The 13,290-nt window shown below is 44.6% G+C and carries 19 protein-coding genes and 1 pseudogene; all 20 read right to left on the bottom strand.

Features of this window, described 5'->3' with window-relative positions:
* Positions 1 to 31 precede the first annotated feature (31 nt).
* The 20 genes and pseudogenes from FYJ45_RS03940 to rpmE all read right to left on the bottom strand — a co-directional run bounded on the left by FYJ45_RS03940 (position 32) and on the right by rpmE (position 13,245).
* Entirely contained in the window at positions 32 to 364 is a 333-nt protein-coding gene (locus FYJ45_RS03940; protein WP_154463569.1) for a MazG-like family protein, read from the bottom strand.
* 60 nt (positions 365 to 424) lie between these two features.
* Entirely contained in the window at positions 425 to 1,120 is a 696-nt protein-coding gene (locus FYJ45_RS30295) for a DUF3795 domain-containing protein (protein ID WP_235930542.1), read from the bottom strand.
* Between the two features lie 33 nt (positions 1,121 to 1,153).
* Entirely contained in the window at positions 1,154 to 1,519 is a 366-nt protein-coding gene (locus FYJ45_RS03925) for a nucleoside triphosphate pyrophosphohydrolase family protein (protein WP_330588518.1), read from the bottom strand.
* Between the two features lie 136 nt (positions 1,520 to 1,655).
* Positions 1,656 to 2,090, bottom strand: coding sequence for an N-acetyltransferase (locus FYJ45_RS03920; protein ID WP_154463568.1), 435 nt, complete (start codon positions 2,088 to 2,090; stop codon positions 1,656 to 1,658).
* 48 nt (positions 2,091 to 2,138) lie between these two features.
* On the bottom strand, positions 2,139 to 2,327 hold the full coding sequence (locus FYJ45_RS03915; protein WP_154463567.1) for an SAP domain-containing protein: 189 nt from the start codon (positions 2,325 to 2,327) through the stop codon (positions 2,139 to 2,141).
* A gap of 51 nt (positions 2,328 to 2,378) precedes the next feature.
* Positions 2,379 to 2,780, bottom strand: a pseudogene (locus tag FYJ45_RS03910) (GNAT family N-acetyltransferase); the annotation flags it as partial.
* 15 nt (positions 2,781 to 2,795) lie between these two features.
* Positions 2,796 to 3,566, bottom strand: coding sequence for a GNAT family N-acetyltransferase (locus FYJ45_RS32080; protein ID WP_207708386.1), 771 nt, complete (start codon positions 3,564 to 3,566; stop codon positions 2,796 to 2,798).
* Positions 3,567 to 3,654: 88 nt separating this feature from the next.
* Complete coding sequence (locus tag FYJ45_RS03900; protein ID WP_154463565.1) at positions 3,655 to 4,521, bottom strand: aminoglycoside 6-adenylyltransferase; 867 nt, start codon at positions 4,519 to 4,521, stop codon at positions 3,655 to 3,657.
* Positions 4,522 to 4,573: 52 nt separating this feature from the next.
* Entirely contained in the window at positions 4,574 to 5,230 is a 657-nt protein-coding gene (locus tag FYJ45_RS03895) for a zinc dependent phospholipase C family protein (protein WP_154463564.1), read from the bottom strand.
* 30 nt (positions 5,231 to 5,260) lie between these two features.
* Positions 5,261 to 5,596 carry a TIGR04076 family protein gene (locus FYJ45_RS03890; RefSeq protein WP_117545385.1) on the bottom strand — a complete coding sequence of 112 codons (336 nt, stop codon included), beginning with the start codon at positions 5,594 to 5,596 and terminating at the stop codon, positions 5,261 to 5,263.
* Between the two features lie 61 nt (positions 5,597 to 5,657).
* A complete protein-coding gene (locus tag FYJ45_RS03885) occupies positions 5,658 to 6,077 on the bottom strand; it encodes a DUF3592 domain-containing protein (protein ID WP_154463563.1) in 420 nt (139 codons plus the stop codon).
* A gap of 52 nt (positions 6,078 to 6,129) precedes the next feature.
* Positions 6,130 to 6,546 carry a PH domain-containing protein gene (locus FYJ45_RS03880; RefSeq protein WP_195841643.1) on the bottom strand — a complete coding sequence of 139 codons (417 nt, stop codon included), beginning with the start codon at positions 6,544 to 6,546 and terminating at the stop codon, positions 6,130 to 6,132.
* 253 nt (positions 6,547 to 6,799) lie between these two features.
* Positions 6,800 to 6,976: a hypothetical protein gene (locus FYJ45_RS29415; RefSeq protein WP_195841642.1), complete on the bottom strand. Its 177-nt coding sequence runs from the start codon at positions 6,974 to 6,976 to the stop codon at positions 6,800 to 6,802.
* Between the two features lie 240 nt (positions 6,977 to 7,216).
* Positions 7,217 to 8,044 (bottom strand): protein kinase family protein, encoded by an 828-nt coding sequence (locus FYJ45_RS03875; protein WP_321170202.1) that lies wholly within the window; start codon positions 8,042 to 8,044, stop codon positions 7,217 to 7,219.
* A gap of 432 nt (positions 8,045 to 8,476) precedes the next feature.
* A complete protein-coding gene (locus tag FYJ45_RS03870; protein WP_154463560.1) occupies positions 8,477 to 8,995 on the bottom strand; it encodes a GNAT family N-acetyltransferase in 519 nt (172 codons plus the stop codon).
* 69 nt (positions 8,996 to 9,064) lie between these two features.
* Positions 9,065 to 9,460: a nucleoside 2-deoxyribosyltransferase gene (locus tag FYJ45_RS03865; protein WP_021635470.1), complete on the bottom strand. Its 396-nt coding sequence runs from the start codon at positions 9,458 to 9,460 to the stop codon at positions 9,065 to 9,067.
* Positions 9,461 to 9,859: 399 nt separating this feature from the next.
* On the bottom strand, positions 9,860 to 10,933 hold the full coding sequence (gene prfA / locus FYJ45_RS03860) for a peptide chain release factor 1 (RefSeq protein WP_154463559.1): 1,074 nt from the start codon (positions 10,931 to 10,933) through the stop codon (positions 9,860 to 9,862).
* 57 nt (positions 10,934 to 10,990) lie between these two features.
* Positions 10,991 to 11,842, bottom strand: coding sequence for a peptide chain release factor N(5)-glutamine methyltransferase (gene prmC, locus FYJ45_RS03855; RefSeq protein ID WP_154463558.1), 852 nt, complete (start codon positions 11,840 to 11,842; stop codon positions 10,991 to 10,993).
* Positions 11,839 to 12,906, bottom strand: a complete 1,068-nt coding sequence (locus tag FYJ45_RS03850; protein ID WP_025490514.1) for a DUF1385 domain-containing protein — start codon at positions 12,904 to 12,906, stop codon at positions 11,839 to 11,841. Before FYJ45_RS03850 ends, prmC begins: the two co-directional genes overlap by 4 nt.
* Before the next feature lie 132 nt (positions 12,907 to 13,038).
* Complete coding sequence (gene rpmE, locus FYJ45_RS03845) at positions 13,039 to 13,245, bottom strand: 50S ribosomal protein L31 (protein ID WP_025490513.1); 207 nt, start codon at positions 13,243 to 13,245, stop codon at positions 13,039 to 13,041.
* Positions 13,246 to 13,290 lie beyond the last annotated feature (45 nt).

Below are 13,290 nucleotides of genomic sequence, written 5' to 3'. Positions count from 1 at the left end.
CTTTTTCCTCTGCCGCCAATGTTTCTTACTTTCAGACGCCCCTTCTCTTCAGATCCATATCCTCATCTGCCCTGGCTGCCTTGTACGCTTCTTCCAAATCAATGCCATAGCAGTCGGCAATCCGGATAAGCTGCCCCAGAATATCTGCAAGCTCATTCCCGATGCTCTCTTCCAGATTCTCCGGCTTTTCTCCCTGATAAGCATAATAGTTTTCCTGAAGCATAATACATTTTGACAAATCGCCCATCTGTTTGGTCAATTCTATCATCGCGCCGTTTACTCCCCACGGCTTTCCCTCTACCTTTTCAAATCTGTGGTAAATATCCCTGTAAAGCTGAATTGCCTCCTGAAATGTCATTCCCATAATTTTCTCCTTCTTCCATTCATTTTTCAGCTATATCTTATCGTTTATTTAATCCTTCCATTACTCCGTTTTTTTCTTCGCAGGCTTCTTATTCAGCTTCAGGACAATTCCCTTTTCCTGTGCAATCGCCTGAAAACATCCGGCCGCAGCCGCGGCTTTTTCCTTCAGCGTCATCTCCTGCACCGTTCCCTGTATTGTTCCTTTCACCTTTTCCTGCGTTCCTTTTGCCTTACCTTGCGTTCCTATCGCCTTTTCCTGTGTTCCTTTTGCCTTACCTTGCGTTCCTATCGCCTTTTCCTGTGTTCCTCTCCCTGACGTTTCACGCAAAATCTGTTCCATCGCATCCCTGAGATCCTGCAGCTCCAGCAGGTACACTGCCAGCATGTAAAAGGTTTTCCTGCGCCCATCGTTATAGTTGTCCAGCAGTTCCTGCAAAATTAACTCCTTTTCTTCCAGTTCCGTCTGATAGGCTTCAATTCCTCCGCTTTTGGCCCGCTCCATATCCTTCCGCATGTTTCTGTGAGGCAGAAAGGAGTCATACTCCATCACACTGTCATATTTTTCACAGGGATATTCACTGCACTGGAAACAATATTCCGGGCAGCCGTGTTCCCTGGCGCAGCGGAATATGGCGCAGGACTGGTTCCCCTCCCCGCCGCCGCAGCCAGGGCAATACTGATTGAGGTGCATGGGGCACAACGCACAGTTTAATCCGCAGAGGGAAAACAACGGGTACTCTCTCTGATAATTTTTCATCTTTTATCTCCTGGTAAAAATCTGCGCTTCCGGTTACAAATCGTCCCTGTCCCTTTCCTTTGAATCCTGTACAGAAAAACCTTCGGGATATCTTTTCTTCAGCTTCCTGATATTTCCCTGCAGGACCTCCTCAAGGCTCACATCCAGCGCAGTAGCGGTTTCCGCCAGATACCAGGCGATATCACCCAACTCCTTTATTAAGTGCTCCCTGTCCAGCTCGTGCCCCTGCGACAAATGCTTTTTTACAATATCAATTGCTTCCCCGGCTTCACCGCACAGTCCCATAACGCCGTTAATGAGGATATCCTTCTTCTCAAGAGAGGAATTTAATGTGGTCATTGCAAGCCTCTGATATTCATTCGGTGTCATTTTCTTCTCCTCTTTCCGGTTCGTCTTCATGAAGTATTTCCGTAATTGTCCAGTACCCTCACAGTTACTGCTAAAATCCATCCTAAATCACCTTTGACGATGGATTTTGCACTCTTGAATCACTTTCTTACGTTCAGCACAGTAAATGTGCTGAACTGCTGAACAGTTACAAAGTACTTACCTTTTCCCACTCCATTACATATTCCCGTTCACCGGTCTCTTCATCACTCTGTTCCCCTGTTATTTTAAATCCCTCCTTCTCATAAAACCGCACGGCACGTTCATTTTTCGTGAAAACATGCAGAGAAAGGCTGTCGCGATTCTGCTTGGCGCAATGAAGCAGATGTTTTCCAATACCACGTCCCCGGCTGTTTTCCTCCACGAAAATTCCTGCGATATAATCTTCCTGCAGCCCCAGAAAGCCAAGGATGCCTTCCCCGCTGTCAAAAACATAAATCTCAGCCTCGGGCAGCATCTTCCTGACCTCATTGTAATGTGATTTCCAATATGTTTTCTCTATAAAGCTATGTGCCTGTATGTTGGACTGCAGCCACAACTGCATAATCTGTTCCAAGTCTTCATTTCTGAACTTTCTAATCATATTCTCCTCTTCCTTTTTTCTTCTGCGCCGGAATCAGAGCCAGGCTGTTTAAAGCAAATAGCGGGCAATACGCTCTGTCAGCTCTTTTTTCCCTCCCGAAACAGGAAGCCCCTCCGCCCTGCAGAATGCAGTCAGTTCTTCCTTTAAATAATAATAGCTGCGAAATATTTTACTGTCCAAATCTTTCTGTAAATCGGGCCTGTCACTCAAAATACTTCCTCCCGCTGTTTTTCTCATTCATATTTTCCTGTCATTCATAGATTTCTGCTATTCATAGTTTCCTGTTATTTATAGTTTTCCGCCATTCACAAATTCCTCAGGAAGGATCATCTCATCCTTCATCGGAACAAATCCATATTTTGTATATAGGGGCCTTCCCATTGAGGTGGCTTCCAGTGAAATATGCTCTACTCTTCTTGTCAGCGCTTCTTTCACAAGCAACTCAAGAACCGCTGAGGCTATCCCGCGGCGTCTGTAATCCGGGTGCGTATACATATTCATAATGTATGCTTTGTTGCCCGATGGATTGTGAAAGGTGGGCATCACCCGATAAAAACTGATACCTCCGGCCCCGACAAACAGCTCAGCGTCAAAAACCAGATAGGCCGCATGACTGCCGTCCCTGAGGGCTTTTTCATAGTAATCTCCGGATTCTTTTTCAACGGCAGACATATCCACGGAAAGTTCCAACCCATATCGTACAGTTTAGCCTAAAATAAATTCAATTTCCTTTATAATCTTCCCATCACTGAATTCAAAAACATCATTGGATTTTTCCCCGGCAACATTGACAAGCATACAGGCAATTCTATTTCCATCAGCGCTGACAGCCATTTTTTCACAGGAAAAAGTAACTGAGGAATTACGATAGGCTTCCCTGATCCGCTGCAGATAAGCTTTTGCACCACGGATACTTTCTGTATTTCCCATGTCCGAATGAAGCTCCCACACGATGTCCTCTGCGATGAACTGTTCGTATACCTTCCAGTTTCTTTCATTCTCAGCCTGGAAAAACTCTCTCAGCCTTTGACGGTTATCCCTCTGCCCTTCTGCCTTTTCCTGCACCAGTTCCTTTGTGTAATAAAATCTTTTTCCTGTACGGGGATACTCCTCCAGCACAAAAACCTGCTCATATCCTTTTTTCGTATAGAAACCAGGAGCCTGGAAACTGAAGGTATCCAGAAAAACATATCTGCACCCTCTGTTCCTGGCCTCATCTTCAGCCTTCTCCAACAGAACGCTTCCAATTCCCTTCCCGCGGGCTTCCTCATCCACCCATAGGAAATCAACCTTCAGCCAGTTCCCATGTGTGGAGCCAAGCAGCCCGCCTATCCGCCTGCCATTTTCTTCGTCCGCAAAGATTCCCAGTTCCTTTGGATTTTTATCCTCTATATGATTAAGATTGTAAGCAAGAAGATGTTCAAAGATAAAGGTCTTTTCTTCTTTGCTAATCGATTCCTTCATTCTGTAATTCATTTTATAGCCCTTCCATCCAAAAATCATCAGAAAACTATCGTTTTTTCTATTTATTCAAAACGACGCATCTTCTTGAACTGTTACGCTTTTATTCATATATTACCCTCGCATCTGCAGGCAGTTTTCTCACATGCTCCAGATATGCCCTGCAATTATCCGCCTCCGCCGCATCAAAATGGAAGTTCATTTTCTCAGCCAGTTCTTCCTCTGTCTGCCTGAATAGATCGCACATAATAAAAACTGCATCCCAAACAGCCTCTGTTTCTGCCTGGGAATAAGTTAACAGATACCTTTTATAGGTTTCCTCCGGCAAATACCGTTTCATATATTTTGCCGACTTTCCCACGCTGACGGAAAAATTGTTATCCCTGCCGATTTTCCATTCCAGAATTCTGGTAAGCATCGGCCGGATATACAGATGAATCATATCCATTACATAGGGAAGTTCCTCCCTCCAAAGTCCCTTCGCCACGTTATCCAGACACCACCAGAACTCATTACAGGTAAAATAAAACTGCTCTTCCGTCGGCTTTTTCACCCAGTAAATCTCATCCGAGGCCGGCTTTGCTTCCGGCAGGATACCATCCTTATCTACCAGTATCCGATAGATTTTAAGGCTGCTCTGTACCGCCTTCATGGTACTGACATGCAGATCCAGCCTGTTTCCATCCGTAAACTGCATCAGCCAGCCATAACAGTTTTCCACATCAGAACTGAAATATATGCTATCTTCCGGATATTGCATAAACAACCGTTCCCCGAATCTGTCAATCCATTGCCTGTCCTCACGGAAGGATTTCGTCTCGTTTACAACATATACCACATCGTAATCCTGAAAAATATCCTTGGGAACGTTAGGGTTAACGCGGGATCCTTCCAAATATGCCGCCCTGACACGCGGATCCTCTTCTGCAGTTTTTATAATCAAATCAAGCATTTCTTTTTCTGAACGCATTTTTCCTCCTCACCTTTTCCACATTAAATTTATACTGTTTTGGAATATTAAATTATATGATATTTACATAATAATTTTCCGGCCGCTCTCTTTCCTCTCCCCGAAAAAACGCCGCCATTTCACTCTCACACAGTGCTACCGATTTATTAATATATTCTTCCATTAGCTCCAATTTATAAATTTCAAGCTCCTCCACCTTGGCTTCCGATGCATATTGAATATCATCTTTCAGGGCACAAAGAAAATTTTCAAGAAGCTCTCCCTTTATTTCATTAATTTCTTCAGCCGCTATGTTGTATATGTTATAACGCACATTGTATTTTTCCCCCAACAGATAATTCAGCCTCTGATAATCCCGATATCCTGCCTTATAACGGGCCTTTTTTATTTCCGGCGGATAATTTCTGATATACTTGTCGGCAATGGAACAAAACCATATACTGTCCATAATCAGATGACAGTAATAACCAAGGTATAAGCTGTCTTTTTCCATCTGTTCCTCATACCTGTCTCTAAATAAAAGCCAGTTAATCCCTTTTTTATTTTCTTTCTCCAGCTCCACCCAAAAATGCGCCGTATTGTAACTTCCATCCTCATGCCCCGACAGGTCAGGCAGCAAAGCGCCGATACAAAAACGGTTCTTATCCTTTATTTCCTGCCTTTCAGCAAGTTCTGATGCTATTAGATAATGCAAAAGCCGTGATGCCATTTTTCCTCCCCGGCCAGTCTGCCATACACATCATTCCTCCTCCGGAACCGCCTCCAGCAAAAAAATCACCGGACGCACACCATCAGTGCAGCATTCTATTGTCTTATTTTCATGCTTATACCAGTATTCCTTCCCGGCTTCCCTGGGCGCACGATCGATTGCCCTGCGGGAAATAGCTGCGTATAAGTCCACCCATGCCCAAGGGCAGAAGCCTTCCGGCATGACTGCCTCCTCTCCGGATTTATAAAGAAATGTATCCCCTTCCTTCAGAATCGGACACGGACCAACCGCCCTTCCTTCGCTCAGATATTCATCTGCAATATCCTCATAAAATTCTGTCTTTAATACTTTAATACGCACATCCATCTCTTTATCCCCCTGCTTTTCCTTTTTCCCCTGCTTCCACCAAATTTCTCTGCCATTACAGTCAGAATGCTCCGGTTACCATAAAAACGATGCCCAATACAAGAAAAATCCCGCCGATTCCCATGAAAATACCGCAAAGCAGCTTCATCATTTTTGTATCGCGTTCGCACCAGAATTTTTCCGGTTTTTCCGGATCATAATATAGTTCCGTTTCTTCTCCTGTCTGATACCGGCAGGGGCTGCTTCCAAAAGTCGATACTACCCGCTGCATTCTGCCTCCGGCATAGTATTCAAATACCGGATAATAATATGTGCTGCCACCACTGTCTCTTCTGCATTCCACATCCACTACCCGCGCCGTGGTAACCATCGAGGCGGTCTTCCGCTTCCTGCCAAACACTTTCATCAAAAAAATCCCAATCAACAGGAACAGCAACCCCATTCCCGCAAAAATCAATGCTCCAACCTGTATTTCCATCATATATGTATCCCCTGCTCTCAATTTTCAGCCTCAGAATAGAAAAGGCCGTTCATTACTGTACTCCCGGTACACTGCACACCCGTATCGCGGGATTCCTCATTTTCAATTCAGCTACCAACGCCGCTTTATCCCTCACCGCTATCACCATTTCCTGTCTTTTCCCCTTGATAAAAAGACGATCCAAAGAAGCGGCACTGGAAGAAATCGGGCAATAGGAACCTTTGATTTCCACAATGTCAGCAATCCGCATGGAATCCTTTCCAAAACCGAAAAACAGCTTCAGGTTTTCTTCCTCGATTACCACATAGTTGCGCACAACGATTGGTATAAAAATAATATCGCACAGAGCCAGCGAAAATAATAATATGGGTACATTATCAGGGGCAAAAAGCAGTTCGTATATACATACCGCATTTACCGCAATGATAATCAGCCAGAACCAGGCGGCTACTTTTCCTTTAAATTTCATGCTTCCTCCATTATCTTGCCATATATCGCAGTTCATCCTTTTTCTGTCCTTACTGCAGCTGTCCGTAAAAAAATTCTCCGCGGTATGATGCCGCATTGATGTCTGTTGCACAAAGATTTCAGAATACTCAGAAAAAAGTGCGTAACAGAACAGTATCCGCTATTTATTCAGTATATCAAATATTTCCTGGCAATACTATGAAGTTTTTCTTATATTAAGGGGTGAAATAGAATTTATGTAGAGAACAGGCCAGTTATCTGCCTGTCCTGTTTTTTGCTTCATACATGGGATACCCGTTTCCCTGGGCATCTGTTGAAGGCGTATTTTCATGGCTGTTTTTATCATGGCTTGGGCCATGCCCCACCACGCCTGCCTCATAAACGCCGTCCGGTATGGTTGAAATACGTTTATCGTCCTTTGCTTTTTTCATGGAGACCTCCTGACTTTTTTCTGCTGTTATTGTCCCCGTTTTCTATAAAAAAATAAGCATCTGACGATGTTTATCAGTGAAAATCTCGTCTATAGTAAACTTCTATGCCAAAAAAGCGTTTCTCTTTCAGAACTTTGCAGAAATAATAACATCACTGTAACAGCATCTGTAAAATGAGCATCAGGATAAAGAATAAATGGTTTTTCTTCATAGAAATTTATCCTGGCCGGATTCCAATGCTTAAATATCTGTATCAGAATTCACAGCCTTTTCCCATACCAAATGAAATTCCCGGATAGTTCTATATCTGCTGTTTCTCTCGGCGCTGACTGCTTTTCCTGCCGCTTCATAGCATGCAGTATTCAATTCCCATTTTTCACGGTCACAAGGGGAAAAAGCATTTTTCATGTATCGCTCCGCAATGTCTGAGCTGCTGAATTCACCAAAGAAATCAAATAGCAAAGCTCCCAGCGTAAATACATTGGTTTTTTCATCAAGCTTTGCTCCTAAAATATATTCCTCCGGTGACTTGAGCCTTTTTGTTCCAAAAAGTTTTTCTCCCATATTGTTATAGGCCGGCATTTTTCTAAAAAAATCGATATCGCATATCATTGTTTGATCAGTATTAAAGTCATACATAATACTGCCGTCATAGAAATCAACGGCAACATAACCTTTTTCGGCAGTTTTTTCAAGATAGGAGAACAGAACCTCAGCGCACTGCAGCTTCTTTCTGGCTGAAAGTGTATGGAACCTGTCGCTGGGCCTTATCAGCTGCTTATTCTGTGTATATTTCTCAAAATTCCAGAAATCAAAGAGGCATTCCCCTTCCACCCAATCAAATACTGCCACATATAAATTCTCATGTGGAAAATATTCTATGAGGTGTATAAGATTTGGATGTGCAAGCTCCTGGTATAAGTCTGCCGCATTCTTTAAAACTCTTATGGATTCATCTGGTGGAACTTCTGCATAAATAGTATCCGCACCTGCTATTTTCAGGAAATATCTCTGACTCCCTTTCTGCATAACTATACAAAGGCATCCCGATCCTGTTGCGTCAATCACCCTGAAGGCTGTTCCATAAGACCTCAGCCAGCTAAAATCACACCAAGTTTTCAATCGGAAGGTAATTCCATCAAGTTCAATTTGTTGGGTAATTCCCGGCAATATTCGCAGTGTTTATAACCCATTTAATTTACACAACAACAGCTAATTTTTTATCCATAGCAAACTCCTTTTTAGTCGGATGAAATATATGGAAAATTGTTATTTGTTTTTTGTAACTGTGTGGAGTTGAGCTTTATTTTATATTTTAGTATAGAATTCTTAATTTCTGCAGTAGATATCTTTAATGTTTCATAACTATTCAAACTCTTTGAAATGAGGGAATGAAAAAACCGGGAATATCCCAGAAAGCTCCATAACTGCATGTGGATTGAAAACGCAGATACGATGGCTTTTCGGGATAGTCCCGGGCCGGCTGAATCGATCAAAAAGTCAATCAAGATGGAGTTTATAAAATTTTGCCGGGAAGGTTTCACTCCCGTCAAAACAGCTGTATTTTCCATAATGGTCAAAATACATACCGCATTTTTCCATGACTCTTCCTGACGCCGGGTTTGCCACCGCATGATTTGCGCTGAAGTCATGTATATCAAATTCTTGGTATGCAAAGTCAATCATAGCTTTTGCCGCCTCCGTGGCATAGCCTTGGTTCCAGCAGTCAGAACGGAGGTTGTAGCCAATTTCCCACTGTGTATTGTCTTCCGCCGGGCCTATGCCGCCGCTGCCGATTAACCGGCTATTTTCTTTGCACACAAAGCCAAATTCGTATTGTTTTTCGTTTTTTTCCACGGTTTCCAGCCATCTGCGTACGTCTTCTGTTTTCGTGTAAAGGGCGTAAGGCATGAAACGGTTTACCAGCGGGTCCGAGCACCAGATAAAAACTTCTTCCGCATCTGCGGCTGTGAGCGGCCTGAGGATGAGTCTGGGTGTTTGCAGGATGTACTGTTGCATAATCGGGAGCCTTTCAGTGGTGTCTTATTGAAGATGGTTTTATGGTGTTATTATGTATGAGATTATTGTTTAGTATGATTTTAGCAGTTTACTCGCAATATCTTCTGTATTTCCGATAAGCTGGACTACTTGTGTAAGCCAATAAAACGTTGATGTATTATCATCGCATTTAAAATATGTATCATCATGGTGGCATAAATAAACTTTTTTATTTAGTGCAATCGCTATACCGAATTCCGTATGAGTTCCTCTCCCCTCCGGAGTTAATATTATGACAACATCAGACTGCTTTATCGCTTCATATTCCTTTTCACCAATGGTCCTTAGCGTTTCCGCGTCTGTTTCTTTCGCCGGGCAATGTAATGTCCAGTCATAGGTATGTTCCCAACCGGCACTTTTCAGCAAGCATGAAAGGTCACGCACTTGTTTATAATTTTTAAGGCTTGAAGCTATGTAAAATTTCATTTTTTCTCCAATTCAATCAGTCCTGGGGCCGTCTTGTTTGTCTGATATGGGTTAACTCTTTTCCATTTGTTTTATTCTACGATTTCATGGCAATTCTGTCAAATCTATAGTTTGTAAAATCTATAGTTTGTAAAATCTATAGTTTGTAAATAGTTGGTTTGTAATGTTGGGCAGGGGTGAGAATGCTGCGCACTCTCACCCCTGTATGGGCGGACAGATGGCGAAGGGGAAGGGTGATGGAAGGAGGACGCCTGACGCCTGCGAGTAATCCCTGCGGGCTTTCTCGCGCTTCGCTGCGCGAAGCTTTGTAAAAAGCCATAAGGCCCCGTTGCTCTGCAAGCAGGCAGCGGGGCCTTATGGCTTTTTACGGCGTCTGGCTGGGTATCGGGGATGTGAGGGTTATTGGGTGTTCATCTTCAGGAGCTTCGCCGCCTGGTCGGCTGCGATCAAACTATCCAACAATTCATCAATATCCCCATTCATAATATCATCAATCTTATAAAGCGTCAGCTTTATTCTATGGTCCGTAACCCTTCCCTGGGGGAAGTTATAGGTCCTTATTTTTTCTGATCTGTCCCCCGTACCAATCTGGCTCCTTCTCAGTTCCGCTTCTGCATCGTGTGCTTTCTGCTGTTCAATGTCATACAGCTTGGCACGGAGCAGTGCGAATGCTTTTGCTTTGTTCTGAAGCTGTGATTTCTCTGTCTGGCTGTATACAACGATTCCTGTGGGGTAGTGGGTCAGTCGTACGGCGGAGTCTGTGGTGTTGACGCACTGGCCGCCGTTTCCGGAGGCGCGCATTACGTCGATTCGTATGTCTTTATCGTCAATGACAACGTCCACATCTTCTACTTCGGGCATTACAGCCACGGTTATGGTGGAGGTGTGGATGCGGCCGCCGGATTCGGTTTCCGGGACGCGTTGTACGCGGTGTACGCCGCTTTCGTATTTGAGTTTGGAGTAGGCTCCTTTTCCGTTGATCATGAAGCTGACTTCCTTCATGCCGCCGATTCCGATTTCGTCAACGCCTACGGTTTCCACCTTCCAACGGTTCCGTTCCGCGTATTTTACGTAAAGGCGGTACATTTCGGCGGCAAAAAGCGCTGCCTCATCTCCGCCGGCGCCGGCGCGGATTTCTACAATAACGTTTTTATCATCATTGGGGTCTTTGGGGAGCAGAAGGATCTTCAGTTCCTGTTCCAGCTCCTGTATGCGTTTTTTTGCTTCGCTGTGTTCTTCTTTGAGCAGTTCGCGCATTTCTTCATCGGATTCGGATTCCAGCATAAAGAGGCTGTCCTCCGCATCCTGTTTTGCTTTCTTATATTCTCTGTAGCTTTCCACAATAGGAGTCAAATCACTTTGTTCCTTCATCAAAGCCCTGAACCGGTCCTGGTTGGCCGTTACGGTAGGCTCATTCAGTTCGTTCATGATTTCCTCATATCGCTGAAGCAGGTCTTCCAGCCTGTCAAACATTTTTATACCATTCCTTCCTGATAAACAGCCGCATATCGGGCGGCTTTTCTTATACATTTACTGTGGCAGGGTGTCCGTCCCATACCAAAATCCGGATACCACCCGGTCCAGTCCGGCAAAATCCTTTGTCACCTGTACCTCATGAAACCCGGCCTCTTCCATCATTTTTTTTACGGCAGCTCCCTGATCAAAGCCGATTTCAAAATAAAGACCGCCGCCCCGCATCAGATGCTCAGTACCGTCCTCAAGTATCCTTCTGTAAAAAATAAGTCCGTCTTCTTTTCCGTCCAGTGCCGTCAACGGTTCATGCAGCCTGACCTCTTCCATCAGTCCATCAATGACGGCAGTTGGAATGTAAGGCGGATTGGATACGATAAAATCATATTTTCCATCAATATTTTCAAAAAGATTCCCTTCCACAAACCGGGCCTGTATTCCCAGCTGGTCCGCATTTTCCCGGGCAACCGCAAGCGCTTCCTTGGAAATATCGGCCCCGGTCCCCTGGCAGTCATTGGAATAATGGAGCAGGCTCAGTAAAATACAGCCTGATCCGGTACACATGTCAAGTATCCTGCTGCCGTCCGTCAGCTGCCGTAATACTTCTTCTACCAGGATTTCCGTGTCCTGTCTGGGAATGAGCACATGCTCGTTTACCAGAAAGGTAAGCCCCATAAATTCCTGTTCGCCGGTAATGTACTGGAGAGGGATGTGCCGGGCGCGACTGGATATCCAGTCGTTATAAGCGCTCTCCTCTTCATGGGACACCTGTCTGTCCCCGTGAACCAGCAGCGTATTCCTGTCCGTATGGCATATTGTTTCCAGGAGCAGTCTGGCATCCAGATCAGCTTCTTCAATTCCGGCCGCCTTCAGGCTCTGCCGGCCCCATTCATAGCATTCTCTGTAGTTCATTGCAGCGCCGGCTCCCCGGTTTTGGTTTCTTTCCCATCAGAAGCGTCACCCGCCCCGTCCTCATCCTCATCGAAATCCTCCGGCTGATCATCCTCCATCAGCCATGACTCATCCACTTCATACCCGAATTCCTCCTTCAGATATGCCTTCCAGTCAAAAACCGCATTTACAGAGGCAATCGCCACTTCAATCATACTTTCATCCGGTTCTCTGGTGGTCAGTTTCTGAAGCCACATTCCGGGTTTTGAAATCAGATTGATGATTACATTGTCATTTCTTCCCGCAAGGCGGATTACTTCATAGGAAATCCCGGCAATTACAGGAATCAGAAGAATCCTGACCACAAGCCTGAGCGCAGGGTTCTCCACCCGGATGAACATGAAAAGGATAATGCTTATCAGCATGACAAACAAAAGAAAACTTGTTCCGCACCTTTTATGGAGCCTGGAGCTTCTCATTGCATCCTTGACGGTAAGAGGACGCCCCTTTTCCAGGCAGTTAATGCATTTGTGCTCCGCACCATGGTACTGGTAAACCCTTCTGATATCCTTCATGGAAGCGATAATGGCCACATATGCCAGGAAAATGGCAAGACGCACCACGCCTTCCAGAATGGCGAGAAGAGAAGCATTCCTGACATAGGAATGAAACAACAGGCTGATTCCATAGGGAAGTGCGATAAAAATCGCCACCGCCAGAACAATGGAGAAGGCTACCGTAAATCCCATGAATACCTTTTCCGCATTTCCTTTGGTTACTTTGTTCAGCAGCTTGTCCGTTTTGGTCTCTTCCGCTTCATCATCTTCGTAAAAGCTGGCGGAATAGGTCAGAGTCTGCATTCCCAGCACAAGGGAATCTATAAAATTAAAAACCCCTCTGACAAACGGCAGCTTTGTAAGCTTGCTGCCGGCCAGGGCTCCGGCATATTTTTCTTTCTTGACTTCGATGTTTCCGTCCGGCTTTCTGACTGCTACGGCGTATTCATCTTTATTTTTCATCATGACGCCTTCCAGAACGGCCTGGCCGCCGATGCCGGAATAGTGTCCGCAGTTCTTTTTACTCATATTAATTCCTCCCTTACGGGTTGTGTTGGATTTGGTGCGGGACAGTAACTGTGAGGGATACTGAACAGTTACGCGGTATATATATGAAAAAGAAGGTTGAGATTAAATAACCTCAACCTTTTTTCGCAGCTCTTATTTGTTTTCCACGCCGTACTTTCTGTTGAACTTGTCAATACGTCCACGAGCCTGAGCAGCCTTCTGCTGGCCTGTGTAGAATGAATGGCACTTGGAGCATACTTCCACGTGAAGTTCCGGTTTGGTAGAACCTGTTACGAATGTGTTTCCGCAGTTGCAGGTTACTGTTGCCTGGTAATATCCAGGATGGATTCCTTCTTTCATGATTTCACCTCTTCTATTTATTGTGTTCCCTTATTGTTATTTCGT

It is taken from the genome of Eisenbergiella porci (assembly GCF_009696275.1).
Lineage (GTDB): Bacteria > Bacillota > Clostridia > Lachnospirales > Lachnospiraceae > Eisenbergiella > Eisenbergiella porci.
This window is presented reverse-complemented; position numbering and strand designations above follow the sequence as displayed.